24 protein-coding genes are annotated in these 24,162 nt (G+C 41.5%); 7 read left to right on the forward strand and 17 right to left on the reverse strand.

The window, feature by feature from the left end; genetic code table 11:
* Window positions 1-215: 215 nt before the first annotated feature.
* The 10 genes from IQ244_RS05535 to IQ244_RS05580 all read right to left on the reverse strand — a co-directional run bounded on the left by IQ244_RS05535 (window position 216) and on the right by IQ244_RS05580 (window position 9,313).
* Complete coding sequence (locus IQ244_RS05535; protein ID WP_193890624.1) at window positions 216-884, reverse strand: response regulator transcription factor; 669 nt, start codon at window positions 882-884, stop codon at window positions 216-218.
* Between the two features lie 225 nt (window positions 885-1,109).
* Window positions 1,110-2,099 (reverse strand): metal ABC transporter solute-binding protein, Zn/Mn family, encoded by a 990-nt coding sequence (locus IQ244_RS05540; protein WP_193890639.1) that lies wholly within the window; start codon window positions 2,097-2,099, stop codon window positions 1,110-1,112.
* A gap of 211 nt (window positions 2,100-2,310) precedes the next feature.
* The gene (locus IQ244_RS05545; RefSeq protein ID WP_193890642.1) at window positions 2,311-2,505 is read right to left on the reverse strand and encodes a hypothetical protein; all 195 of its coding nucleotides are present in this window, start codon (window positions 2,503-2,505) and stop codon (window positions 2,311-2,313) included.
* Window positions 2,506-2,545: 40 nt separating this feature from the next.
* On the reverse strand, window positions 2,546-2,983 hold the full coding sequence (locus IQ244_RS05550) for a hypothetical protein (RefSeq protein WP_193890644.1): 438 nt from the start codon (window positions 2,981-2,983) through the stop codon (window positions 2,546-2,548).
* 37 nt (window positions 2,984-3,020) lie between these two features.
* A complete protein-coding gene (locus IQ244_RS05555) occupies window positions 3,021-4,070 on the reverse strand; it encodes a WD40 repeat domain-containing protein (RefSeq protein ID WP_193890647.1) in 1,050 nt (349 codons plus the stop codon).
* A 51-nt stretch (window positions 4,071-4,121) separates the two neighbouring features.
* Entirely contained in the window at window positions 4,122-4,610 is a 489-nt protein-coding gene (locus IQ244_RS05560; RefSeq protein ID WP_193890649.1) for a quercetin 2,3-dioxygenase, read from the reverse strand.
* Window positions 4,611-4,844: 234 nt separating this feature from the next.
* On the reverse strand, window positions 4,845-6,683 hold the full coding sequence (gene ftsH3, locus IQ244_RS05565; protein ID WP_193890659.1) for an ATP-dependent zinc metalloprotease FtsH3: 1,839 nt from the start codon (window positions 6,681-6,683) through the stop codon (window positions 4,845-4,847).
* Between the two features lie 77 nt (window positions 6,684-6,760).
* Window positions 6,761-7,582 carry an aminotransferase class IV gene (locus IQ244_RS05570; protein ID WP_193890880.1) on the reverse strand — a complete coding sequence of 274 codons (822 nt, stop codon included), beginning with the start codon at window positions 7,580-7,582 and terminating at the stop codon, window positions 6,761-6,763.
* Between the two features lie 65 nt (window positions 7,583-7,647).
* On the reverse strand, window positions 7,648-8,784 hold the full coding sequence (tgt, locus tag IQ244_RS05575; RefSeq protein ID WP_193890662.1) for a tRNA guanosine(34) transglycosylase Tgt: 1,137 nt from the start codon (window positions 8,782-8,784) through the stop codon (window positions 7,648-7,650).
* 76 nt (window positions 8,785-8,860) lie between these two features.
* Complete coding sequence (locus IQ244_RS05580) at window positions 8,861-9,313, reverse strand: hypothetical protein (RefSeq protein WP_193890665.1); 453 nt, start codon at window positions 9,311-9,313, stop codon at window positions 8,861-8,863.
* Between the two features lie 362 nt (window positions 9,314-9,675).
* Between IQ244_RS05580 and cobS the strand changes: the two genes are divergently transcribed.
* The gene (cobS, locus tag IQ244_RS05585) at window positions 9,676-10,449 is read left to right on the forward strand and encodes an adenosylcobinamide-GDP ribazoletransferase (protein WP_193890668.1); all 774 of its coding nucleotides are present in this window, start codon (window positions 9,676-9,678) and stop codon (window positions 10,447-10,449) included.
* 86 nt (window positions 10,450-10,535) lie between these two features.
* Here cobS and IQ244_RS05590 read toward each other — a convergent pair whose 3' ends face one another.
* The 5 genes from IQ244_RS05590 to IQ244_RS05610 all read right to left on the reverse strand — a co-directional run bounded on the left by IQ244_RS05590 (window position 10,536) and on the right by IQ244_RS05610 (window position 16,354).
* Window positions 10,536-10,991 carry a PPC domain-containing protein gene (locus tag IQ244_RS05590; protein WP_193890671.1) on the reverse strand — a complete coding sequence of 152 codons (456 nt, stop codon included), beginning with the start codon at window positions 10,989-10,991 and terminating at the stop codon, window positions 10,536-10,538.
* 64 nt (window positions 10,992-11,055) lie between these two features.
* A complete protein-coding gene (locus IQ244_RS05595; protein WP_193890675.1) occupies window positions 11,056-11,745 on the reverse strand; it encodes a ComF family protein in 690 nt (229 codons plus the stop codon).
* A gap of 6 nt (window positions 11,746-11,751) precedes the next feature.
* Window positions 11,752-12,234, reverse strand: coding sequence for a GNAT family N-acetyltransferase (locus IQ244_RS05600; protein ID WP_193890678.1), 483 nt, complete (start codon window positions 12,232-12,234; stop codon window positions 11,752-11,754).
* 457 nt (window positions 12,235-12,691) lie between these two features.
* Window positions 12,692-15,358, reverse strand: a complete 2,667-nt coding sequence (locus tag IQ244_RS05605) for an EAL domain-containing protein (protein WP_193890682.1) — start codon at window positions 15,356-15,358, stop codon at window positions 12,692-12,694.
* 267 nt (window positions 15,359-15,625) lie between these two features.
* Window positions 15,626-16,354 carry a CAP domain-containing protein gene (locus IQ244_RS05610; protein ID WP_193890685.1) on the reverse strand — a complete coding sequence of 243 codons (729 nt, stop codon included), beginning with the start codon at window positions 16,352-16,354 and terminating at the stop codon, window positions 15,626-15,628.
* Between the two features lie 278 nt (window positions 16,355-16,632).
* On the opposite strand from IQ244_RS05610, the gene IQ244_RS05615 reads away from it, so the two are divergent.
* Together IQ244_RS05615 and IQ244_RS05620 are read left to right on the forward strand one after the other, a co-directional pair.
* Window positions 16,633-17,313 (forward strand): HEAT repeat domain-containing protein, encoded by a 681-nt coding sequence (locus IQ244_RS05615; protein ID WP_193890688.1) that lies wholly within the window; start codon window positions 16,633-16,635, stop codon window positions 17,311-17,313.
* A 66-nt stretch (window positions 17,314-17,379) separates the two neighbouring features.
* Entirely contained in the window at window positions 17,380-17,943 is a 564-nt protein-coding gene (locus IQ244_RS05620; protein ID WP_193890691.1) for a phycobiliprotein lyase, read from the forward strand.
* Between the two features lie 76 nt (window positions 17,944-18,019).
* Here IQ244_RS05620 and IQ244_RS05625 read toward each other — a convergent pair whose 3' ends face one another.
* The gene (locus IQ244_RS05625) at window positions 18,020-19,498 is read right to left on the reverse strand and encodes a site-2 protease family protein (RefSeq protein WP_193890694.1); all 1,479 of its coding nucleotides are present in this window, start codon (window positions 19,496-19,498) and stop codon (window positions 18,020-18,022) included.
* A gap of 268 nt (window positions 19,499-19,766) precedes the next feature.
* Here IQ244_RS05625 and IQ244_RS05630 point away from each other — a divergent pair, with 268 nt between their 5' ends.
* Entirely contained in the window at window positions 19,767-20,453 is a 687-nt protein-coding gene (locus IQ244_RS05630; protein WP_193890697.1) for an MBL fold metallo-hydrolase, read from the forward strand.
* 42 nt (window positions 20,454-20,495) lie between these two features.
* Here the strand turns inward: IQ244_RS05630 and ctpA are convergent, their stop codons facing one another.
* Complete coding sequence (gene ctpA, locus IQ244_RS05635) at window positions 20,496-21,743, reverse strand: carboxyl-terminal processing protease CtpA (RefSeq protein WP_193890713.1); 1,248 nt, start codon at window positions 21,741-21,743, stop codon at window positions 20,496-20,498.
* Between the two features lie 364 nt (window positions 21,744-22,107).
* Between ctpA and petB the strand changes: the two genes are divergently transcribed.
* From petB to IQ244_RS05650, 3 genes are all read left to right on the forward strand, one after another.
* Window positions 22,108-22,755, forward strand: a complete 648-nt coding sequence (gene petB / locus IQ244_RS05640) for a cytochrome b6 (RefSeq protein WP_193890716.1) — start codon at window positions 22,108-22,110, stop codon at window positions 22,753-22,755.
* Window positions 22,756-22,985: 230 nt separating this feature from the next.
* Entirely contained in the window at window positions 22,986-23,468 is a 483-nt protein-coding gene (gene petD, locus IQ244_RS05645) for a cytochrome b6-f complex subunit IV (protein ID WP_193890719.1), read from the forward strand.
* 248 nt (window positions 23,469-23,716) lie between these two features.
* On the forward strand, window positions 23,717-24,151 hold the full coding sequence (locus IQ244_RS05650; protein ID WP_193890722.1) for an ATP-binding protein: 435 nt from the start codon (window positions 23,717-23,719) through the stop codon (window positions 24,149-24,151).
* Window positions 24,152-24,162 lie beyond the last annotated feature (11 nt).

The following is a 24,162-nucleotide window of genomic DNA, read 5'->3' on the forward strand; positions in this document are numbered from 1 at the left end:
TAGCTGAGATTATGCTATTAATATATTATTTAGTTTATTAACTGTTGATCAAAGAAACGATACGACACATAGAGTACGAGTATAACCGCTAAGTGTCGCATTTTGAATATCATTAATTAACTACTATAAAAATGAAACTTATCATCTCATAATTCACTCCTGATTATTTTATTTTTCTAAGATAAGAAGAAGATGAAAGTTTCATGAGAAATTTCTCATGTTCGCAGACGATAACCCATACCTCGGACAGTTTCAATGAGGTTATTGCCTAATTTTTTACGCAAGTAGCCAACGTAAACATCAACAATATTAGAACCTGGATCATAGTCGTAACCCCATACCCTATCTAACAATTGTTCACGACTCAAAACTTGGCCAGGATGGCGAAAGAAGGTTTCTGCAAGAATAAATTCCCGTGCTGGTAGTTCTAGTGTTTTGTTACCAACTTTTACTTTACGCGATCGCAAATCCAAAATTATATTCCCAACCTTAAGTACCATCTCATCACTAGCTTGGCTACTAACACTGTTACGTAATCTCGCCTTTACTCGTACTAACAATTCTTCAAATCGAAAAGGCTTAGTAATATAGTCATCTGCACCTGCTTCAAAACCAGCAACTTTATCTTGAATGTCATCACGCGCAGTCAAAATAATTACCGGGAAATTTTCACCTTGTCCGCGTAATTCTTCCAAAACATCTAAGCCGTCTTTACCCGGAAGCCCTAAATCTAAAATCATCAAGTCAAAAGCACTACCTAACGCCATTTCCGTAGCTGAGTGTGCATCAACCGCCACAGAGGTTGTAAAACCGTGAGAACGCAATCCTTTCTCAATAAACGCCGCTATTCTGGGTTCATCCTCAGCAATAAGAATTCGATTCATCCGATGCACCTATTTTTTGGGTTCTAAAGGTAAGACATCCGTAAATGTACTACCTGTTCCCAATGGAATTTTTTGGTAAACATTGCTGAATTTCCTATTCTCTTAGAAAATACTCTGTATCTTGAGCTTTTCAAATAGCTATGAAGGTAGAAGTTGTACCCCATAATCCTAACTTGCTGAGTCAATTTGAAAAAAACATATAAACTAGCAACTTATTAAATAATGCTACTTACTAACTTTCGGTTGAAATATTAAATAAGTTCCTCCAAGCCCCTCGACAATGGTGCGTGTATTCGCAACCATCATTTTTTGATAACTATCACTATCACTTTTGGTTTCTCCCAGACTATCAGTATAAAGCCCTCGTTCAGAAACTTTGACTTCTGCTGCTTGTGCCACTGATTGAATTAATTTAGGGTTAATATTTATTTCAGCAAAAATAGTTGGTACTTTAGCTTGCTGGATTTCGTTAACTAAATTGTTTATCTGTCCTTCTGTTGGTTTATCTTCTGGGTTAATACCAGCCAAAACTCCTGCTAGTGGAATACTATATGCTTTAGTATAATAAGCCATTGCATTATGGTAGGTAACTAATTTACGTTTCTCACGAGGAATAGTAGCTATTCTTGTTTTTACCCAACTATCTAACTGAGTGATTTCACTTTTAATCCGTTGAGTATTACTATTATAAACTCCTGCGTTATCAGGCTCTAATTTCTTCAGATTGTTGCTAATTACTTCTACCATTTTGATACCATACTTAGCATTGTGCCAAATATGGGGGTCTGTAATTCTTTGTCCATCTTCAATAAATCTTTGCGGTTTAGGAACTGCTAACTGACTTACAGCTATTTTGGGTGCAGTATTGCTAGTTGATTTAATAATTCTGATCACGCCTGATTCAAAATTATAGCCATTGTAGAAAATCAGATTAGCTTGGTCAATCGTTTCACGATCTGCTGTATTTGGTTGATAATTATGAGGATCTGTACCTGGAGGAATTAAACAGGCTAGATTCACTGTATTTTCTGCAACTTGTTTAATTAAGTCACATAATATGCTGGTTGTAGCAACAACTTTAGGAAGACTTTCATCTACTGTTGTGGTTTGAGTAAATGAAGTATTAGTAGCTTGCCTTGCACAACTAGCCAATCCAATTATCAAGGTAACAAAAGTAGCACGTAACCAATTGTTCAATAGTATTTTATTTATCATAATCAACTGCTACTAGCTTTCCTGAATTAATCTAACGATTATCATTATGATCAAATAACAGCGAAATGTTAGATATTCAGGATTAACGATTAAAACAAAATCCCTTCTAACATTTCTGTGAAGGGATTTTGTTTTATGTTACGGTCTAAGCTTTTAGTTCAGTTAAAGTTTTCAGTATTGCTTTAAAATCTGGCTGTGCTGAAATAACACATTAAGCAGAAATATGAAGAGGCTTGGTTTGTGAATAAGTTCTTGTTTTCAGCCACTTTTGCCGTTCTTTATGGCTCATTTCAGTTTTATAACCAACTCTAACTTCATTAGGAGTCAATTCTTTCTGAGTGTCCGTGTGTGTTTGTGTACCTTTGACAGAAGTCTCTTGCTGCTGTAACCCTAAATTGGAAAGCATAACCTTCTTCTCCTGGGGCAATTGTTACCCGCCCTAAAGGCTACATACCAATTATATCACCATAATATGGGATAGCATCATCTAAAGCGTCAAGGTAAACCAACGCATCATCATTTTGATTAAAAGTGCAAAAATTTAACGCTGTTTGAACTGCATACCATAGAAGCCACTTTCCGACAGGCGCAACCATTCTAGAGTCTTTAGGCACAGATTCTATATGTAATACTTCTAATAAATAAGGTATATTTTCATCGGTTAAGTAAACAGCATACCTAATTAAGCCTAATATAGTGTCGTTATCAGAAAGTTTTATAATATTTTGATATTCAAAATCTGTTTTTTTCCATAGTTCCCGCCAATTAAAATTCCACTGACTAGCTACAGGCATATCTTCTTCCTTTGCAGGTTCTAGGCAAACTAGGATAGAAGTCTGCGCCTGTGTTTTAACCGGAACTTGATAAGCCCCTATTGAGTACATTATTTTCTGCGCCCAACATCCGTTTGAGTCAACAGCGTCATACTCCGCCAGAAACTTCAGTTGTCCAAATAATTAATTCGCCTTGTTCACCACCTGCGGCGAGAAACTGACCTTGGGGATGCCAAGCTAAGGTGGTGAACCCCGCGCTAACGCCTGTGAGAATTTGTGATACTTGCGAAGCTTCTGTCCACAAACACAACAAACCATCAGCGCCGGCGGAGGCTAACAAAAAGCTTTGGGGTGCAAAGGCGATCGCATTAATCACATCCACATGATTAGTTAACACTCGCGCTTCCCAACCCAAGGATTCATCTTCTAATTTTTCCCAGACAACAATTCCGTCAACACTAGAAGAAGCCAGTATAGGCGCACCTAGTTCTGTAGTAGCTTCCGACCAAGCTAACTGGCGAATCTTCCCAGGAAAGCCACGCATTACCCAAGGGTCAGGGTTGTTCCAATCCAACACAGTGACGCTGCGATCCATATTCCCCGAAGCCAAATATTTGCTATCAGGCGACCAGCCCATAGCTACACTTACAGTTGGCATACTCAGAAAGTATGGTTCCTCATTCCAGTCTTGACTATGCCAAATCTTAACTCCTTGATAACCACTAATAGCTAAATACTGGCCATCGCTACGCCAATCTATACCTAAAACCGAGGAGTTATCAAAATTCAAGGTGACGACGATCTCACCCAAATCTGCATCCCACACTTGCACATAACGCCCCAAACTAAAAGCTAGTAAGTTACTAGTATGATTCCAAGCCAACTTGTCAACCCAAGCAGGTGCATTTTCTAACGTGGCGATGAGTTCATTTTCTTGCCAAATTTTCACTTGTCCATCCTGTCCGCCAACAGCTAAAAATTTGCCATCAGCCGAAAAAGCCACACAGTCTACTGATTTACCACTACCATTTTGTAACTCTACTACATTGCCATCATTCCATAGCACTACCTCTCCAGCGGCCGAAGTAGCGGCGAGAATTGCACCTTGGAAAGACCAAGCTAATGCTGTGACATAATCTGACAGCATCCCGGAATCATATTTGGCAAATTCTGAGGATTTGTTAGTTGTAAAGTTCATATCTGGGTACTGGGAAATTTGTGAAGGTTGATGATGTTGGTTATTGTTCTATCAAGAAGCCGGAGTAGGCAAAATTTCTAAACCATACTTGGGTGCAGTAGCCAGCAACTTGTTGATATCTGCTTCAGTTACAGGCGGTGGTGTAGTATTTTGTTCTAAGATTGGCGTACCCACTTCTCTAAAAAATTTCTCCAGTCCGCCTGGGGTTAACCAGCACAAAAATTTGGCAGGTTTTGTATTAATGTTGCGAAAACTATGTGGCTGTCCTTGAGGAAAATGTAAGAATGTTCCAGGTGTAGCCAAAATTATTTGTTCCCCAATTTGGAACTCTACTTCACCCTCTTGAATATAAAAAGATTCATTTTCGTTTGTATGCTTATGAGGTGGAACTGCACTATCAGGCTGCATGACAATCTCAATTAATGCGTAGGCTTGATTTGTATCTTCACTAAATACCTTGAAGGTATATAAGTCTCCCAGTACCCAAGAGGCAGTACCTTCTCCTGGTTGCATGATGATGTTGGGTTGATTAATAGTCATAATGATTAATTCCTCATGCTAAAAAAGCTTAATTCTAGTCAATCTTAGATTTATAAAAATAGATTTTTGTTTATAACTCAGAAACTTAGGAAAAATTACGTTTGAGAATAAAATTTACGTCGGATTACAAGATTTATCGTAACTTATGCTAAGTAAAAGCAAACCGAAAAAATTGGGATAGTTCTTGTACAAGAACTATCCCAATTTCATATTTTAGATTGTTACCGCGATCGCTTAAGCAAAGGCGGCTGTTTTTACATCATTATTTGCCAAGATTTCTTGCAATTCTTCGGCATCTACTGTTTCTTTATCAACCAGCATTTGGGCTAACAGATCAAGGATGTGGCGGTTATTGATTAACACTTCTTTAGCGCGGGTGTAGGCTGTATCTACGAGTTTCCGCACTTCTTCGTCAATGGCAGCAGCAGTTTCTTCGGAAAAGTCACGCTCTGACATGATATCTCTTCCCAAGAACATATTACCTTGCTGACGACCGAGGGCAACAGGCCCTAAGCGATCGCTCATCCCAAAGCGGGTGATCATCTGACGGGCTACGCGTGCTACTTGCTGTAGGTCGTTAGAAGCACCTGTGGTAACTTCTTCTTCACCAAAGATGATTTCTTCAGCCAGACGACCACCTAATGCCACAGCCATCTGATTTTCCAGATAAGCGCGGCTGTACAAACCAGTGTCCATCCGGTCTTCGCTGGGGGTGAACCAAGTTAAACCACCGGCACGACCGCGAGGAATGATACTAATCTTCTGTACTGGGTCATAGTCGGGCATCAATGCACCAACTAAGGCGTGACCAGCTTCGTGATAAGCTACCAAGGTTTTGCGTTTTTCGCTCATTACCCGGTCTTTCTTCTCTGGGCCAGCTAACACGCGATCGATGGCATCATTGATTTCATCCATCGAAATTTCGGTTAAGTTGCGGCGGGCTGCCAAAATTGCTGCTTCATTCAACAGGTTAGATAAATCTGCACCTGTGAAACCAGGGGTACGACGGGCAATTTTATCCAAGTCCACATCTTTGGCTAAGGTTTTGCCACGGGCGTGAACTTTCAGGATTTCGCTGCGTCCGGCGTAGTCGGGACGGTCAACAACAACTTGACGGTCGAAGCGACCAGGACGTAATAAAGCTGCGTCTAATACGTCGGGACGGTTGGTAGCAGCAATAATAATAATCCCGGTATTGCCTTCAAAACCATCCATTTCGGTGAGTAACTGGTTAAGGGTTTGTTCCCGTTCATCGTTACCACCACCTAAACCTGCACCCCGTTGACGACCAACTGCGTCAATTTCATCGATGAAGACGATACAGGGAGCGTTAGATTTAGCTTGCTCAAATAAATCACGGACGCGGGAAGCACCCACACCCACGAACATTTCTACAAATTCGGAACCGGAGATAGAGAAGAAAGGTACACCAGCTTCCCCAGCCACAGCACGAGCCAGCAAGGTTTTACCTGTACCTGGAGGCCCTACTAATAATACTCCTTTAGGAATTTTGGCACCGACTGCCGTAAAGCGATCGGCGTTTTTAAGAAAGTCTACAACTTCGTTTAACTCCAGCTTGGCTTGGTCAATCCCAGCAACATCACCAAATGTTACTTGGGTTTGAGGTTCCATTTGTACTCTGGCTTTGGATTTACCAAAGTTCATTGCTTGGCTACCAGGCCCGCTTTGGGCGCGACGGAGTAAGAAAAATAAACCAACTAACAGCAGTACAGGGAAAAATAAACTGCTCAGTGCCTTAAACCAAAAGCCTTCGTCGGTTTGGGGCAATACAGAAATATCAACACCTTTGGAGGTAAGAGTATTAATCAGGTCGGGGTCGTTGACTAAGGTAACTTTAATCTGGGTGCCGTCCTGAGACTTAACAATTGCTGTCGAACGATCTGCACTCAGCCTAACTTGTGTAACTTTACCTTTTTCAACTTCTTGAATAAATTGACTGTAGCGCCATGTTTGTGTGTTTTGTGGTTGTTTGTCAAAGAATGCTGTTCCCAGCGCAATGACAACAATAAACAGTAGTGCGTACAGCCCCGCATTTCTCCATCTTTTATTCACTAAGGTCTATCTCCTGTATATTCTGTGCTTTCGCGGAGTGTCTCTGTATGAGAGGCATTATTAAGAATTATGTTAACTTATTTTAAGGTATACCAAAATGGTACGGTTGTCATGCTAAAAAGCCTCCTGATTTGCTGAAAATTCTGATGGTGGGGATTATATTGTAGCGACCCTGAAGCTTGCTCAACGGTATGAATGGGGATAATTTCTACCACACTATTAGTGTAGGCGATCGCTTCAAATTCGGTGACTAACTCAGGTGTCCAAGGTTCCTCTCGCACCCGCAAATGTTGATTTTCCAGCCATTGGATAATTTGCGATCGCCTAATTCCGGGTAAAATCCCTACATATTCGGGCGGTGTCCACCAATCACCATCTCGCCATCCCCAAAGATTACCAGTACTCGTTTCTAGCCAATTCCCCACCCCATCAACTAAGATCGCTTCCTCGGCTGCTAAAACTTGCACACTATTTTTTGCTAACCAAGCACTTAAATAATTTCCTGTTTTATGAGAAGGCAAGTTGCGGGAAAATTCTGGTTGTGCAACGGCACATTTCACACCATTTTGTTGTTTTTTGCTTAAATCGACTGGTAAATTTCTGCCAATTATCCACTCTCTACCATCAGGAAACAAAGTAATTCTGAGAACAGGGAAATGTTGCAGCAGGATTTGTGCGCCTTGATATATGCGCTGCCAATTTGGTTGTTGCCAAGCAAAAACTTGTAAACTCAACTTCAGGCGATCGCAGTGCGCTTGCCAGTTAGTTAAACTACTATCCAGGGAATTCTCATAAACCCGCAGTGTAGTAAACACCGTCGCACCATAAAGCAACCCCGGCTCATTAATATCTAATTCCAGGGTTTGAGACTCGATTAATTTGCCGTTATACCAATAAATAACTTCACCACCTTTCAATAAAGACTTCGCGTACCCTTTGGGTTTACCTCAGCGCCACTCTGCGTTTAAGAATGTTCCTCTAATTCTCCAGTTTCCGGCGAGTTCAGCCAATGACCAAATTCTTCCATAAATGAATCGTTCAATATAGCTTGGCGAATCTTTTGGGTGAAGCGAATTAGTTCGGTGATATTGTGAATGCTAAGTAAGGTGTAAGCTAAAATTTCTTGCGATCGCACTAAATGAGAAATATACGCCCGACTAAAATTTTGACACGCATAACAAGGGCAGGTTTCATCCATTGGTGTGAAATCTTCACGGAACTTAGCATTTTTCAAATTCCAGCGTTCGCCTTGCACTATTGCTGTACCATGTCTCGCCCAACGAGTCGGGATGACGCAATCAAATAAATCTATCCCAGATGCGATCGCGATCGCCATTTCGCGGTAAGTCCCCACACCCATCAAATAACGGGGCTTTTCTGGTGGTAATAGTGGTGCTGTAGCTTGGACAATCTGCGCCATTAATTCTGCGGGTTCGCCCACACTCACACCACCAATGGCATATCCAGGCAAATCTAATTTAGCCAACGCGACAGCCGCCTGGGAGCGCAAATCTAAATATACACCCCCTTGGACAATCCCAAATAACGCCTGATCTTGGCGTTGATGGGCAGCTATACAGCGCTCTAACCAACGGTAAGTTCGTTCAGTAGCCGTTTCTACCTCTTGGCGAGTTGCGGGGTAAGGCGGACATTCATCAAATGCCATGATCACATCCGCCCCTAAAGTATTCTGAATCTCTATGGAACGCTCTGGTGTCAAGTTGATAATCTGCCCATCATGAGGCGAACGGAATGTTACACCTTCTTCCGTAATCTTCCGCATCTCACTCAAACTGAACACTTGAAACCCACCAGAATCAGTGAGCATCGGCCCATGCCAGCCCATAAACTTATGTAACCCACCACCACCAGCCACAATTGCTTCTCCTGGTTGCAAATGCAGGTGGTAAGTATTGGATAATACCATCTGTGCGCCAGTATCTTTTAACTGGGCAGGTGTGACTGTTTTGACATTGGCTAATGTCCCCACAGGCATAAATCTTGGGGTTTCTACAGCACCGTGGGGCGTGTAAAATATCCCGGCTCTCGCTTTTGTCTGGCTACAACGAGCTAAGGATTGAAAAGAAAAATTATCGCTCAAAGTAAAAATTAGATAATTATACTAAATCATTGCCAATAGTTATTAGTCATTTCTCCTTGGCTATTGACAATTTTATTTAAAACGAATCAGAGCAGTCATCATCAATTTCTGCATCCCATTTGGCTGAGAGAACTTGTTCCATCATCGCTTCAATTGCACTGACGTTGAAGGTTTTCTCTCGACGCTCTTGGATAGGGGTTGTGAGGGGAATTAGCCGTAAACACATTCCTTCTTGCATCAAATCAAAACAGGTTGCTTGTGGCGATGACTGTTTTAACTCTATGTAATCAAAACTATAAACGTTTAAATAAAGCGCACTGTTAGCTACTAAAGTAGAGCGTTGCGGGTTTGCGAATACTTCTATGACATCTCCTTCACCCTCACTCACTACCTTGTCTCCGTGGGTGTACATATAGTGGACTCGACCTAAATCCGAAAGTAATCGCCGCATGTCGAGCTTATTCACAATCACGCCCGTGTCAACAATGCACGGAGCCGGTATCCTGGTGTCGGGTAGATGATGACTCATAGGAAATTTCAAGAGTGAGAAAAGGTGAGAACGCAGCTAAAAACTTAAATGAATAGCTTAAGTAGTTCCCTACATTTAAAAAAATATCAATTTTGTGGTGCGATCGCTTCAATACTCTCGATCTAATTTACTAGCTAATGAATACACAAAATGTTGTGCTATTCTTACCTTGTTAAATTTGTTTTTTTATGCTATTATTGCAAGCTAAAAACTTAGCTTGACGAGTCCAGCATAGCAAAATTTTTCCGCAGAGTCTGTAAACTAATAACTATCTTATCCAAAGCTTTAAATTTTCTTACTAGTGGTTGTACCACAGTAATCAATATTATCCCGGAAATAGCTGCTCAATAAATGTAACTAAAATGACTAATTTTTCTCAGTGGTGGAAATCACCTCTGAATACTCTGATAGCTAGTGTAATATTTTACAGCGTTGTGCCTTTGCCTTATATTAATGGCTTAGATTTTCGGAAAGTATCTCTATTTGCTCCAATAGTTGGGTTAGTCATTGGGGGAATTTTAGGGCTGTGTGACACTGGGATGATTTATCTAGGTGTACCAGTATTAACTCGCAGTACTTTAATTGTGTGTGCTTGGATTGCTTTGACTGGCGGATTACACTTAGATGGTGCAATGGATACAGCTGATGGTTTAGCAGTCGGGAATCCAGAAAAACGACTAGAAGTAATGGCAGATAGTGCTACAGGGGCATTTGGGGCAATGGTAGCGATCGCCATAGTATTATTAAAAACAGCAGCCTTAACAGAAATTGAAGCTCATCGTTGGTTAATATTAATCGCTGCTTGCGGTTGGGGACGCTGGGGACAACAATTAGCAATATGGCGATATCCTTACCTGAAACCAACTGGTAAAGGTGCATTTCACAAAGAAGCTATTCGTTCCTACAAAGATGTAATTCCCGGACTACTTTTGCTGTTGAGTTTGAGTGGTTTACTGTGGCTACTAAATAGCCACAGCTTATTTATCGCACTAACAATGATACTTTCTGGCAGTGCGATCGCTTGGCTCACAGGCTTATGGTTTAATCACAAATTAGGGGGACACACAGGTGATACCTACGGCGCAGTCGTCGAGTGGACAGAAGCCTTCTTTCTCTGTGTGTTAACTGTCTTTTAGTTACAGAAAGAGGCTAGAGACTAATATCATTAACCTCTCATAGATGAAGGCTGCTGTAAAAAGAGACAGTATAATCACTCAGCACTTTACTTGATTGGTTGCAGTTTTGTCACCTTGAGTTTAAAGTTACCCACTCCAGTTTCCCCAAAAGACCGAACCCGAATAATATATACTCCTGTTTCGTTGATGCGAGTAAATAGGAGAGAGTTACTAGTCCCGTCGGGGCCATCATCGTTTTCGGCTACCGTTGAGCCATCTGGTGCTAACAGGGTAATGATGCAGTCAAAGTTTTCCGACGATAAATCAACTGCCAGATTATCACCTTTATTCAATTTAACTGTGTAGTCACGGGCAAACCCACCCTGCCCTGTGGGTATATCTTTTTCGGAGAGTGTATCAGATAGTTCAGTGAGATTAGTTAAAGGAATTGGACTGTACAACTTACTTTGAGCTAATGCTGCTGTTGTACTGATACCAATTGCCAAAAAAGTAGTAGGAACAATGATTAATTTTCTTAAACCTGCTGCAAAAGCTTTACTCATAATCTCCGGCAGTGTTGCCACACAAGGTATTCGCTTAATTATAGATTTATCAGAGATGACTCGCCTAAGAACTAGTATGTTGGTCTTTGATGGCAATGGCAACTGCTGCTAACCCCAAAACTTTAATTCCCGACTGATGAAGTGTTTGTACGGCAGATTTGGTAGTCGCACCTGTAGTGTAAATATCATCTACTAACAATACTGAAGTACTGGGAGAGCGATCGCGAAATTCTTTACCAATTGTAAAAGCTTCAGCTAAGTTTTTTTCGCGCTCAGACATCGATAACCCAAATTGCGCTTGAGTTTCCCGCACTCGTTCTAAAGCATTTAGTTTTAATTTTAACTTAGTTGTCTGACAGAAGCTTTCGGCGATTAACGCTGCTTGATTGTAACCACGTTGCTTTTGCTTTTGCGGGTGCATAGGTATAGGGACGACGAGAAGTTGAGTATGGCGCTGAGGTGAGTGTAATAACCATGCTTCGCCTAACCATGTACCTAACATCCGAGCAATATTTGGCTGGTTTTCATATTTCATCACCGCGATCGCTCGTTTCAAACTACCACCATATACACCCCAACCAAATACTGGTATTCCACCTTGCCATGATGCACAAGGATTTTTCTGACCGCAGTTTTGTAATTGTCTGGCACAGTATTCACACAAAGTATCAGATGTACTTCGCTGACACAATGGGCAATGAGATTGTAAAAATAGGTTGAGTAAACTTTGAAAATGATCAGTCCAACTGGGCATGGAGAATTAATCTAGATATTTAACATAGACGCGATCGCACCTTGCTGTTTCTACACCTGTTTCTGATTGATAACCACTGCTTTCGTATAACTTGACGGCTTCTACCAAGATGCTGGCGGTTTCAATCCAAATTTGCTGAAAACCACGGGTAGCGATCTCTGCTTCTAGCTGTTGTAACAAATATTTGCCCAATCCTATACCTCTGACACTTGGTAAAAGATACATTTTGCGGATTTCCACAGCTTTTTCCCCACGAGTGATGGGGTAATAAGCCCCAGTACCTACTATTTGGCTTTGGTGTTCAATTACCCAAAACTCACCACCTGTTGCTAAGTAACATTCCTCTACTTGCAACACATCTCGATCAGCACCGTTGGGTTCCCAACCCAAACCATATTCTGATAATACATAACTGATGACAGAGGCCGCTCTGGTGCGATCGCCCTTCTCCCAGTTACGAATTAAGAAATCTCGATAATATTCTCTCATTCCGATGTGTGGGTTAGGTTTAAACAGAAAAATTTTCTGGATATATATCCCAATTTACCCACTAGATAGCTATTCGTGCAGAAACAATATCACGGAGTACTTTTAATGTACGTAATGCCGTGTGCAACTTTCTACCTTTATTTACTTCTGTTATCCCCTCAAAGTCTTACTTACGGTGTTACAGACAAGTAATATGATCCCCCTAAATCCCCCTTTTCAACCATATCCCGCCTAGAACTAAAGTTCCAGGTTCATAGCCAAAGTCCACGCTTTATGGACTGGAATATATTTCTCGTTCAGTCATCTTGAGATGACTTGCACTATGAAACTCGGAATGAATTCCGAGGCGGGATAGATGCACTACACGAATATTGGTGTGTACACCATAGCCCCGCAACGGCGAGAGGTTTCCAAAAATAAGTCGCACATCGCGTTATCGTTTTGTATTCTGCCCAGATTACAGCAAGCCGACTTCACTTTTCATCTCTAAAGCAGAAGTATGTTTGTTTTGCAGAACTTCTGTGGCTTTCTCGGCTGGTAGAGGTTTATAGAACAAATAGCCTTGGACATCTTCACAGTGAATAGATTTCAAAAAATCTAGTTCTTCCTGCTTTTCTACACCTTCCGCCGTGAGTCTTAACCCTAAGTTACGACCCAAGGTAACAATTGCCTTCACAATATGAGCTACGCGCACATCTGTGGTTAACTCTTGAATAAAGGAGCGATCAATTTTCAGGTTGTGCAATGGGAGAAGCTGTAGGCGTGAGAGGGAAGAGTGACCTGTACCAAAGTCATCTATGGAAAGGTGAACACCCATCTGTTCTAAGTTATGTAAAACAGTTCTGGTAAATTCTAAATCAGCGATCGCTGTCGATTCTGTAATTTCCAACTCTAAAAAATTGGCATCTAATCCTGTCTCTGCCAGGATTCTGGCTACATCTTCTACCAAGGTAGATTGGCGAAACTGTTTTGGTGAAAGATTCACAGCAACAGTTAAAGGCGGCAATCCAGCCTCTTGCCATGCTTTATTTTGCAGACAAGCTGCCCGTAGTACCCATTCCCCAATAGCAATAATTAATCCACTTTCCTCAGCCAAGGGAATAAACACATTCGGCGCTATTAGTCCCATTTCTGGATTTTGCCAGCGGACAAGAGCCTCCATCCCGGTGATTTGTCCTGTTAAGATATTGACTCGCGGCTGATAATAGACGATTAATTCTTCCCGTTCTACGGCATAGCGCAAACTTTTTTCTAAATTTAATAATTCTGGAGTTTTGGCACTGAGAGTGGTTGTATAAAACTGATAATTATTTCTGCCTATATCCTTGGCGTGATATAAAGCCGCATCTGCATGTTGAATCAGTATTTCCGCATTATTACTGTGTTCATCAAACAAAGCAATACCAAGGCTGGCACTTATATAAAGTTCGTGTCCATCAAAACAAAACATCTTTTGTATGCTTTGCAGGATTCTATGGGCAACTTGGGCTACCTCATCTAAATAATTAACTTGTGGGAGTAAGATCGTAAATTCATCTCCTCCCCAACGGGCAACAGTATCTCCTTCTCGGAGCGAATCTTTCAGCCTTTGCGCCACAATTTGGAGTAATTTGTCTCCCAAGGTATGGCCTAAAGTATCATTAATCACTTTGAAGCGGTCTAAATCGAGAAACATGACTGCTAAACTTTCACGATTGCGCGTTGCGATTGGGAGAGCTTTAGCCAGCAGTTCGTTAAACAGCACCCGATTGGGTAATCCAGTGAGCATATCGTGCAGTGCTTGGTAGCGAATTTTTTCTTCTACTTGTTGACGCTGCCAAGCACCGCTAATACTAGCCGCCATTGTCAATAAAGTCGATTCTTCATGTCTTGACCAAAGACGCTCTTGAGAACAGTCGGCTAAACCCAGATAACCCCAAAACTCATCTTCTAGTCGTAAAGGAACTAAAAGTAAAGATTGAATCCCATCTCTGGCTAGTAGCTTTTGTTCAGCTATGGGAAAGTCTTGGATAGTACCGCTGATAGATTTTCCGCCGGAGAGAGTAGTATACCAACGTGCCAGTTCTGAAGATTGATAAAGCTGATTTTGCCAGTGGTGTCGAGTGGATGTAAAGTTAATTCTTGTCCATTCAAATTGCAGGCTGACAGCCATTGCGCCTGTATCTAAATGGAGATGGTTTTTAAATAAATAGGCGCGATCTGCCTTAGCTGCTTCTCCTAAAACAGCCAGAGCTTTATCTATGCCAGTTTCGTAATTCATTTCCACTAGCAAATAATTTGCTGCTTCTGCGACTGCTTGTAATAGGCGATCGCGTTGGCGCAATTCAGCTTCTGCTTGCTTTTGCTCTGTAATATCCCTAACTATAAAAGTTCTAATTAAGTCACTTTCAGGTAAATAGTGGATACATTGTTCAAAAACTTCTTGATTAACTGTGATCTCGCGCGAAAATGAATTTATCTTGCGATCTTCCACCGCATTGAGCAATCCTTTCAAAATCGGATGCTGGGTGCCAATTTCTCGGATCTTGGGAAATTTCACTGATGCCGCTGGATTAAGATATGTGATTGTTCCCCCTAAATCCATCTCGATAATTGGGTTGGGGATGAGTTCAGGGAAAGATGCTAGGCGTGCTAGAGCCGTTTCACTGGCCGCTTCAAAGTTAGGATCAACAATCACAGTTTGAAAAGGATTGGCAACATTAGCCTGCTCTAACAGAAAATCAGAGATGTTTTCCGCATCACAACTTTCTGAAAAGGCTTTGTCGGAAATAGAAGAAACTGCATAGTATTTAGCCTGGACTTGATTATTCCCAAACTCAACTACATCTCCATGTTGAAGATTATGGGAGATGCATTTCATCCCATTTACATACAGCCCATTAGTACTGGATTTACCCTTGAAGTTGCCATCAATAATCCTAAAGCCATACTGGTCAGTTTCTGGAAGCGTGACCCGGAGTAAAATTGCATGTTGTCTAGATACTGAGCGAGAACGCAGAACGATCGCATTTCTCGAATCTCGACCAATGGAATAAGTGGTTTCTTGAAGTGGGATGGTTCTTTGCCCTTGCAAGTCTTGGACAACCAACAGGTGACGTATTTTTTCCCACTCATTTCCTGGCATTGCTCTTCCTCAAAATCTCATATCCTGGATTGAATGCTGAAAAATCCTACTTGTGGTCACTTGCTATCAGTTTAATACCTTCTCAAATATCTAGAATAAAATTAAAAGTATAGTATTTTACATAGTAAATATACTTATTTTATGAGATAATGCCAATTTGCATTACCTTAAGATGCTTTCTTCGTCAAATAATTAAGCTAAACTTATAGGGAAATAATACTTAAATAGTAATTAATAGTTGATTGTTATATCCAACTAGTGTCCGTCTTATATGGTTGACTGAGATTTGCCAATCGCAGCTTTTTTCTCTTGAAAGCCCCCAGCATAGTTAATTACACACATGGTTTTATAAATTTTATGATTTCCATAAGCAACGCCACTTACCTTAAATGCAGGGTTAAAGATATTTATTCGATGACCACGTGATGGCACGCCATCATCAATAATTAATTGCATCACAATATCTTGGGCTGTACTAGGGCCATAGCTAATATTTTCAGCCGCAGTTATTTGCCATTTACCATAGCGATTAATGCGATCAAAAGGACTGCTACCATCACTACCAGAATGCCCTGTAGCCCCTGTATTTCCCTGGTTTTTTACATGAGCTTTTGCCGCTAAAGACATCCCTCTAGATATACTTAATGCTCCAACAGGAGGCGCTGATTTGAGAAATGAGATCGCCTCATCAACAGCTTTTCTACCTTCTTGAGTAATTAAGAAAGAATTTTGTGCTAGTCTGACATTTTTCCCCTGGAAGCGTTTTCTATAACTTTCTAAAATTGGAATATATGCTTGAGGATTTTGTCTAACTTTGTTCATTTCACTAATAACTTGTTGTTCTAAACTTGAAAGATAATTTGCTTTTGCTACCAAAGACAAACTAGCTTTTTTATCCGAAATTAAATTAGCTGCTGCTAAGGATGAGCCATGTTTAAAAGTTTGAGTATAACAAATGGTAACTAAAATGCTGATGATCAAGACTGCTGAGTTCATATATTTCATAATTTCTGCATATTTTTTAGATAGATTGTATTTTTTATAACATACCCTCCTAGGAGGTCTGCAATAAGCTAAGTGTAATAAATTATTTATATCACTGAGGAAAGTCGGACAAAGCCAAAGTCAACGCAGTTGTTAGGTATAAGTTATCGCCATACTGGCATTCATTCTGGAATTCGGGAATTACGCCAAAGTTGCATCCGAGTTGGGCAGCAGTCTAATTGGTAAATCAGGTAAAGTAAAGATAAGTAAAGAAAGCGCTTTAATCATAAATGGCAGCTCTACCCTTACAGGAAATTTCTGCTCAGTTAGAAAGTTCAAATTTACGCGATCGCATGGTTGCACTTGCCAGTCTGCGGGATGTTCCGGCTGAAGATGCCGTCCCCCTAATTAAAAAGGTGTTGGATGATGATTCGCTGCAACTACGTTCTATGGCAATTTTTGCCTTGGGAATCAAGCAAACTGACGAATGTTATGCAATCTTAGTCAGAATTTTGCAAACTGACCCTGACTATGGCATCCGGGCTGATGCGGCTGGTGCATTAGGCTATTTAGGTGACATTAGAGCATTTGAGTCCCTAGCCAGGGCATTTTATGAAGATACTGATTGGCTAGTCCGCTTTAGTGCTGCTGTGGCTTTAGGTAATCTTAAAGATCCACGCGCCCACGACATTCTCATTCAGGCGTTGGATAGTAATGAAATGGTCTTACAAGAAGCGGCGATTTCGGCACTAGGGGAAATTGGTGACTTAACAGCAGTTGATAGTATTCTCAAATTTGCCCAATCAGATGATTGGCTAGTTCGACAACGCTTGGTGGAAGCCCTTGGAAATCTCCCCACACCGAAGAGTATCTCGGCTTTAAAATATTTAGAGAAAGATAGCCATCCCAACGTTGCTGAAGCTGCAAGAATCTGCCTCAAACGGATTGAAGAAAAAGACCAGCAAACATAAAATTTACTTCTCCTGCTACCTTTTAATAATAAGAGGGACTTTTAGTATTTTGATGCAGGGTAATTTATGAATATTGAAGAGTTTTTTGAATTAAGTGCTGGTAAATGGTTTTCTCACCGTACTAGCCACCATTTAGCATTTAAACAGTCTGAAGATGGCAAGTCCGACATTGTAATTGAGATGTTAGCAGCAGATCATCCAGAAGTGATCAAACTATGCGAACAGTATGAAGTCAACCCCAAGGAGGCTTCCTGTGGTGCGAGAGTCACCTGGAACGGCACAATGGAATGGGATGAGGAGAAGCACACGGGTTCGACTGTGTTAGTTACTGTACCGGATGCTGATAATTCCAGTGAAGGTAAGTTACTACGAGAAATGGGTTATGCGGAAAAAGCACCTGTCGCCGGACGCTATAAGATGGGTAGCGATGACGCATTGACCTTAACCACAGAGTACGAAACTATGTGGTCTGAAGAACGCCTGTGGTTTGCTAGTCCCAATTTAAGAATGCGAGTTAGTATTCTCAAACGCTTTGGCGGCTTTAGTATGGCTTCCTTTACTTCGGAAATTCGGATGGGTGTTAGTCCAGCGGCGGCAAAAGCAGCTGAAGTTAGTAATTCAGCTAACTAAAGACAAAAGCAGAGCGATCGCCTAATGAAGATTATTTTAGGCGATCGCCCACTATTGGGATAGTTGTGAACGATGTTTAAATTTGCAGTAAGTTAGCGATCGCCTGTGGTAATGGCAAAACAATGATAATTAATAAAGCCATAGCCATTAATCCTAAAATGTCACGTCCATTATTCAACTCAGTGACATCATTCAAGGCAGGTTCATCAATCAGTGGCATAAATAATAAAATTATCGCCCAGACAAAAAATTCTGACTGCACCAAAGACAGTAATAGCAATAACAAACGAGCTATTTGACCAATTACGATTGCTGTGCGTTGCCCAAACATAGCATGGACAATATGCCCACCATCAAGTTGTCCTACGGGCATTAGATTCAAGGCTGTAACAATTAATCCTAAAAAACCAGCCACAGCTAAGGGATGCAAATCAATAGCAGATTTAGCAGTAAGTTGACCACCCAAGGCTAACTTAGAAAGTAATGCTAATAAAATTGAATATTTAGGATTCAGTGCATCTGGATTGAGAATTCCCGTTTTGTCAGTGAGAGGAACTATCTCAGAATGAGCCAAACCCCACATTAAAAAGGGTAATGTTGCCACAAATCCTGCAATCGGACCAGCAATACTAATATCAAATAAAGCTTTACGGTTAGGAATTGGACTACGCATTTGAATAAATGCGCCGAAAGTCCCCAAGAAAAAAGGCATGGGGATAAAATATGGCAGAGTTGAACTAATCTTGTAGAACTTCGCTGTTAAGTAATGACCAAGTTCGTGAATGCCTAAAATTGTGATTAACCCCAAGGCATAGGGCAATCCTTCTAATAGAACATTGGGATGAGATTGTAATGTTGTTAGGTCAACACCAGCAATTCTAGCCCCCACAAAGGTGGTAGTTAAAACAGTTGTAATTAGTAGTAAAAGTGCTAATCCTGGTCTGGTTAACTTTTCTGGTTTAGTTTTGTGACTTGCGGAAGCCGCCTGTGCATTAGGCACTAACACAAAAAAAGGTTTGCCATTCAGTCCTTCTTGAAAGATAACTAAAAAGCGATCGCCAAATTCTGATTCAACATTGGCTTTAATTCGCTGGTAAGCTTGCTGCGGTGTAGTTCTTAACTGACCTCGACAGATAATAGCTTGGGGTCGATACTCAAGATTTTGAATATAGTATACAGACCAGGGAAAACAATTTCGCAGCTGGCTTTCTTCGGTAGGTTCAATGGGACGCACTGGCACTGGTTCTGCGGTAGGATGGATAGCCGATTCTAATTGAGGAGTTTGTGGTTCAGTTTGCTTATTTGTTGGCGCTGTTCGCCCCCATTGAAACAACAGCCAGTATAACAAAAGGCAAACAATAGAAGACCCAATAATCAATGGCGGTGGTGGCGGTTGTTTGATTCCATATCTCACCGTCCATCCCGTCAATAATAATGCTGGTGTCATTAACACTAGCCACAATAACCAAACAGGTGTGCGGGTAATGCCAACAGCACTGCGTTGCACCATCAGATAAGTAACTAGTCCCAGTAGGAGGAGAAACCAAAAAGTCATGTGTTCTTTAATAATTTGGCAAAATATCCCACTAGTAGTGTCAGCACCACAGCCATCACCACAAAGCAGAATCTAAAACCCTAATTTTTAACAATAGTTAACTATTAAGGGTGAATTTTTGAGTACCAATTTGCAGAATGATTGCCACAGATAAATTGCTCAAAAGTTTAGACAACAACTGTTTTACAATCTAGAATCCACAATGGTATCAGTAGTTCAACTCTGTTACTAAATTTTTATCACTCCTCATTTTTGTTGAGTTTTTCCCATGTGTTCCTTACCCCAACAGCCAAGTCATGCAGCTAAAGCCCCACGGCCTGTGCTAGATAGCATTTTTGCTTTTCCACCAAATCGGGACACATTGGGAGGAACCTCCTATTTCATTGTAAGAAATGAAGGGAATATCCTCATCGACTGCCCAGCCTCAGACCAAATAAATTTGGATTTTTTGCGATCGCATGGGGGTGTTAAGTGGTTGTTTATCACTCACCGTGGTGCTATTGGCAAAACAGCAGAATTTCAGCAAGCTTTGGGTTGCGAGGTTTTAATTCAAGAACAAGAAGCTTATTTATTACCAGGCTTAACCGTTACTAACTTTTCTCAAGAGATTACGCTCACTTCTACAGTTCAAATTATTTGGACACCAGGCCATTCTCCTGGCTCATCTTGCCTTTATTACAGCGAATTAGGCGGCGTTTTATTTTCTGGTCGTCATTTACTTCCCAATCAGCAGGGTGAACCAGTCCCATTACGCACAGCTAAAACCTTTCATTGGCCCAGACAAATTAAAAATGTGCAATCTTTACGAGAACGCTTTACTCCCGAAACCCTTGAGTATATTTGTCCCGGTGCGAATACCGGATTTCTCAGAGGTCAGCGGGTTATTGACCAAGCATACAAGCGGTTGACTGCATTAGATTTCCCCACTTTGTTGCAGCTACAACCGATTTTGTAAGTGCTGAGTAGGAAGTAGGGGCTACTTCCTACTTCGGAGTCTCTAACCCCTACTTTCTACAGCTACCGTACTTTTCGCCAACACTTCTACTGCGGCTTGATATTGCAAATCTGCTTCTGTGGCTATTTGTTCGCGGGTAATTGGCTGTTGGGTAACTACTTGATCGGGCTTAATTCCTAATTTGTTAATATCTCGATGTTGGGGAGTTTCATATTTGGCAATGGTAACTGCCAAGCCAGCACCATCTGATAATTCAAATAAAGATTGAATTAAGCCTTTACCAAAAGTAGTTTCACCAACTAATTTCGCCCGACCATTATCTTGCAGCGCCCCAGCGAGAATTTCACTAGCACTAGCAGTTCCTTGATTGACCAAAATTACTAATGGATCTTTTGTCAGTGAAGGGCCGAAGGCTTCAAAACTGCCCTGAATGCCTTGGCGATTAACTGTGTAGACAATAGTACCCGAATCTAACCACAGCCGAGCAATTTCAATCCCCGCTTGTAAAAGCCCACCCGGATTGTTGCGTAAATCCAAAATATAGGCAGTAGCACCTTTTTTTTCTAGACTATCAATAGCGTGTGCCAACTCCGTAGAAGCGTTGGCATTAAATTGAGTCAGGCGAAGATAACCAATGGATGTACCTTGAGGAGAAGTCCGCAATTGGGCAATAACTGGGTTGAGTTCAATGCGATCGCGCACGATGCTAACTTCTTTTTGTTCCTCTCCCTCGCGTGCAATCACCAGCGTGACTAAACTGCCAATGGGGCCACGCATTCTGGCAGCTGCCTCATCCAAAGTCAAGTTCTCTGTGGAAAATCCTTCAATTTTGAGAATGCGATCGCGCGGTTTAATGCCTGCTTTATCTGCTGGTGAACCTTCAATCGGCGATACTACTTCTAGTTGACCGGTCTGAGGATTGAGGGCAATTTGCAAACCAACTCCAGTTAATTCTCCAGAAGTATTGACCTGCAAGCTGCGGTACTGTTCTGGATCTAAAAAGCGGGTAAAAGGATCATCTAGGCTCTTGAGCATGGACTGAATCGCCGTATAAGCTGCTGCTGTATTTGTCAGCGGCTTTTCCAAGACTTTTTGTCTAACTGTCGCCCAGTTTTGATGATTAAATGTTTCATCTAGATAAGAGCGATTGACAATGCGCCAAACTTCTGAAACGAGCTTTTGCTCATTTGTCAAAGCTGTGGCCGCGGGGATGAATCCCCCAATCGCTAAACAAAACACCAAAAATAGCGACAAACTTACCCGAAAAACGTACTTTTGCATGAACCCCATTTTCAATTCCACCTGAACCCAAATTGTATCGAACTGCCCAGTTCTCTTGTTATTGATGAAATCTATCTCTCGACTATGTTACTTTTTTTATAGAAGTAGTGCATTGCTCTCATCAAATTGTTAAGCAATCTATGAGTACACAAGGCACTCTACAAACGATAAGATCTACTTTGGAACTGGCATTTTAAGTGTTTGGTTGCAAAGAGAACGCCATATATTTCATATTTACAGAGTGTTAAGTTGCTGAAAACGCTGATCACTCTGACAGCAAAAAACCAAACAAACAACTTTTTTGTGAAAATCCCAAAATTGCCAATTGGGAGATTTATCAACCGCAACCGACTTTTTAGGAACTTGAGATTGTATGGCCAACGTTTACGACTGGTTTGAGGAACGCTTGGAAATTCAGGCGCTCGCTGAAGATGTCACCAGCAAGTATGTACCTCCCCACGTCAACATCTTTTACTGTCTAGGTGGCATTACCCTGGTTTGCTTCCTAATCCAGTTTGCTACTGGATTTGCCATGACGTTCTACTACAGGCCAACAGTTGCTGAAGCTTACTCTTCTGTGCAATACATCATGAACGAAGTAAACTTCGGTTGGCTGATTCGCTCTATCCACCGCTGGTCTGCCAGCATGATGGTGTTGATGATGATTCTGCACGTCTTCCGGGTTTATCTGACTGGTGGTTTTAAAAAGCCCCGCGAATTAACCTGGGTCAGCGGTGTAATCATGGCTGTAATCACCGTTTCCTTTGGAGTAACAGGCTACTCTTTACCTTGGGATCAGGTTGGTTACTGGGCGGTGAAAATCGTGAGTGGTGTACCAGAAGCAATCCCCGTAGTTGGGACATTGATTTCTGACTTGCTGCGCGGTGGTTCTAGTGTTGGTCAAGGAACCTTAACTCGTTACTACAGCGCCCATACTTTTGTTTTGCCTTGGCTAATTGCAGTCTTCATGCTGTTCCACTTCTTGATGATCCGCAAGCAAGGCATTTCTGGGCCTTTGTAATCTCATTGTTTGTTCAGCCAAAATGTGAACAGGCAATAGCTATTTCCAGACAAAGTTGTTTGTTTTAAACTGATGAACAATCTCAAAGATGGCACATCAGCAAAAAATCACAGACAGTTTGACTCAAAAATAATTGCTAATCCCTTGTCTACACAAGGCTAGGGTGGCCTGATAGCAAACGGCTAACATCAATGCTTTAACTGAAATTCAGCAGGAGAACGCATTAAAAAATGGCAACGCAGAAAAAACCCGATCTGAGCGATCCTACGTTAAGAGCTAAACTTGCCAAGGGTATGGGTCACAACTATTATGGTGAACCCGCTTGGCCTAACGACCTACTGTATATATTCCCAGTTGTCATCATGGGATCTTTCGCTTGTATTGTGGCCCTAGCTGTACTAGATCCAGCCATGACAGGTGAACCAGCAGATCCTTTCGCTACACCACTGGAAATTCTCCCAGAGTGGTACTTGTACCCTGTATTCCAAATTTTGCGATCGCTTCCCAACAAATTGTTGGGAGTTTTAGCAATGGCTTCCGTACCTTTGGGGCTAATTCTCATTCCCTTCATTGAGAACGTGAATAAGTTCCAAAACCCCTTCCGTCGTCCAGTTGCAACTACAGTATTCCTGTTTGGAACTCTCGTAACTTTGTGGTTGGGTATCGGTGCTGCTTTACCTTTAGACAAATCCTTGACCTTGGGACTTTTCTAAATTAGATTAGTTACCAAAAAGTGCTTTGACGCTTGTAAGTTTCAGTAGCATATAAAAGGGTGTGAGTGGTGGTTAAAACCACTCACACTCTCTCAAATATGCTGGTGCAACATTCAACAAGCGTCAATTTTAGTAATCCAGGTAGCATTTCGGATTTTTAGTTTTGGAGTTATATCTATGCCAAAATTTAAAATCGCTCAAGGTCAATCGGTCAAAAAATTTTTTATTGAATACTTAAGTCACGGTCAATGCTGAGAATGGTGGAGCGAGACCATCTGACTGTCAGGAGCGAGCTTCCGCTCTTAAATCAAGTTCAACAATGGTTTGAGCAATTTTGTTTACAATATTTATTTCAACGTGGTTGGTCAGAGAAACAACTCTATCGGCTCAATTTAGCATTAGCAGAGGGCTTTACCAACGCAGTTCGCCATGCTCATGAGGCTTTACCACCGGAAACAACCATAGATATTGAAGCTAGTCTGTGGGTTGACCGAGTAGAAATTAGAATTTGGGATCATGGCCAACCTTTTAATCCTGATGCGATCGCCGAGCCAACACCAGGTACTCCCCAGGAAGGAGGTTATGGATGGTTCCTGTTGCGGCGGTTAACTGACCGGGTGGTTTATGAACGTAGCCCAGATGAGAGAAATTGTCTGTTAATTGTCGAGTACAATCGCCAATAAATTCCCCTAGG

It is taken from the genome of Nostoc sp. LEGE 06077 (assembly GCF_015207705.1).
In the GTDB taxonomy this organism is placed as follows: Bacteria; Cyanobacteriota; Cyanobacteriia; order Cyanobacteriales; family Nostocaceae; genus Nostoc_B.

What these genes read in the sequence shown, in the direction of transcription:
- IQ244_RS05535 (WP_193890624.1), bottom strand. Translation starts at nt 884, where the DNA reads ATGAATCGAATTCTTATTGCTGAGGATGAACCCAGAATAGCGGCGTTT.
- IQ244_RS05540 (WP_193890639.1), bottom strand. Translation starts at nt 2,099, where the DNA reads ATGATAAATAAAATACTATTGAACAATTGGTTACGTGCTACTTTTGTT.
- IQ244_RS05545 (WP_193890642.1), bottom strand. Translation starts at nt 2,505, where the DNA reads ATGCTTTCCAATTTAGGGTTACAGCAGCAAGAGACTTCTGTCAAAGGT.
- IQ244_RS05550 (WP_193890644.1), bottom strand. Translation starts at nt 2,983, where the DNA reads ATGTACTCAATAGGGGCTTATCAAGTTCCGGTTAAAACACAGGCGCAG.
- IQ244_RS05555 (WP_193890647.1), bottom strand. Translation starts at nt 4,070, where the DNA reads ATGAACTTTACAACTAACAAATCCTCAGAATTTGCCAAATATGATTCC.
- IQ244_RS05560 (WP_193890649.1), bottom strand. Translation starts at nt 4,610, where the DNA reads ATGACTATTAATCAACCCAACATCATCATGCAACCAGGAGAAGGTACT.
- IQ244_RS05580 (WP_193890665.1), bottom strand. Translation starts at nt 9,313, where the DNA reads ATGAGTCATCATCTACCCGACACCAGGATACCGGCTCCGTGCATTGTT.
- cobS (WP_193890668.1), top strand. Translation starts at nt 9,676, where the DNA reads ATGACTAATTTTTCTCAGTGGTGGAAATCACCTCTGAATACTCTGATA.
- IQ244_RS05590 (WP_193890671.1), bottom strand. Translation starts at nt 10,991, where the DNA reads ATGAGTAAAGCTTTTGCAGCAGGTTTAAGAAAATTAATCATTGTTCCT.
- IQ244_RS05595 (WP_193890675.1), bottom strand. Translation starts at nt 11,745, where the DNA reads ATGCCCAGTTGGACTGATCATTTTCAAAGTTTACTCAACCTATTTTTA.
- IQ244_RS05600 (WP_193890678.1), bottom strand. Translation starts at nt 12,234, where the DNA reads ATGAGAGAATATTATCGAGATTTCTTAATTCGTAACTGGGAGAAGGGC.
- IQ244_RS05605 (WP_193890682.1), bottom strand. Translation starts at nt 15,358, where the DNA reads ATGCCAGGAAATGAGTGGGAAAAAATACGTCACCTGTTGGTTGTCCAA.
- IQ244_RS05610 (WP_193890685.1), bottom strand. Translation starts at nt 16,354, where the DNA reads ATGAACTCAGCAGTCTTGATCATCAGCATTTTAGTTACCATTTGTTAT.
- IQ244_RS05615 (WP_193890688.1), top strand. Translation starts at nt 16,633, where the DNA reads ATGGCAGCTCTACCCTTACAGGAAATTTCTGCTCAGTTAGAAAGTTCA.
- IQ244_RS05620 (WP_193890691.1), top strand. Translation starts at nt 17,380, where the DNA reads ATGAATATTGAAGAGTTTTTTGAATTAAGTGCTGGTAAATGGTTTTCT.
- IQ244_RS05625 (WP_193890694.1), bottom strand. Translation starts at nt 19,498, where the DNA reads ATGACTTTTTGGTTTCTCCTCCTACTGGGACTAGTTACTTATCTGATG.
- IQ244_RS05630 (WP_193890697.1), top strand. Translation starts at nt 19,767, where the DNA reads ATGTGTTCCTTACCCCAACAGCCAAGTCATGCAGCTAAAGCCCCACGG.
- ctpA (WP_193890713.1), bottom strand. Translation starts at nt 21,743, where the DNA reads ATGGGGTTCATGCAAAAGTACGTTTTTCGGGTAAGTTTGTCGCTATTT.
- petB (WP_193890716.1), top strand. Translation starts at nt 22,108, where the DNA reads ATGGCCAACGTTTACGACTGGTTTGAGGAACGCTTGGAAATTCAGGCG.
- petD (WP_193890719.1), top strand. Translation starts at nt 22,986, where the DNA reads ATGGCAACGCAGAAAAAACCCGATCTGAGCGATCCTACGTTAAGAGCT.
- IQ244_RS05650 (WP_193890722.1), top strand. Translation starts at nt 23,717, where the DNA reads ATGCTGAGAATGGTGGAGCGAGACCATCTGACTGTCAGGAGCGAGCTT.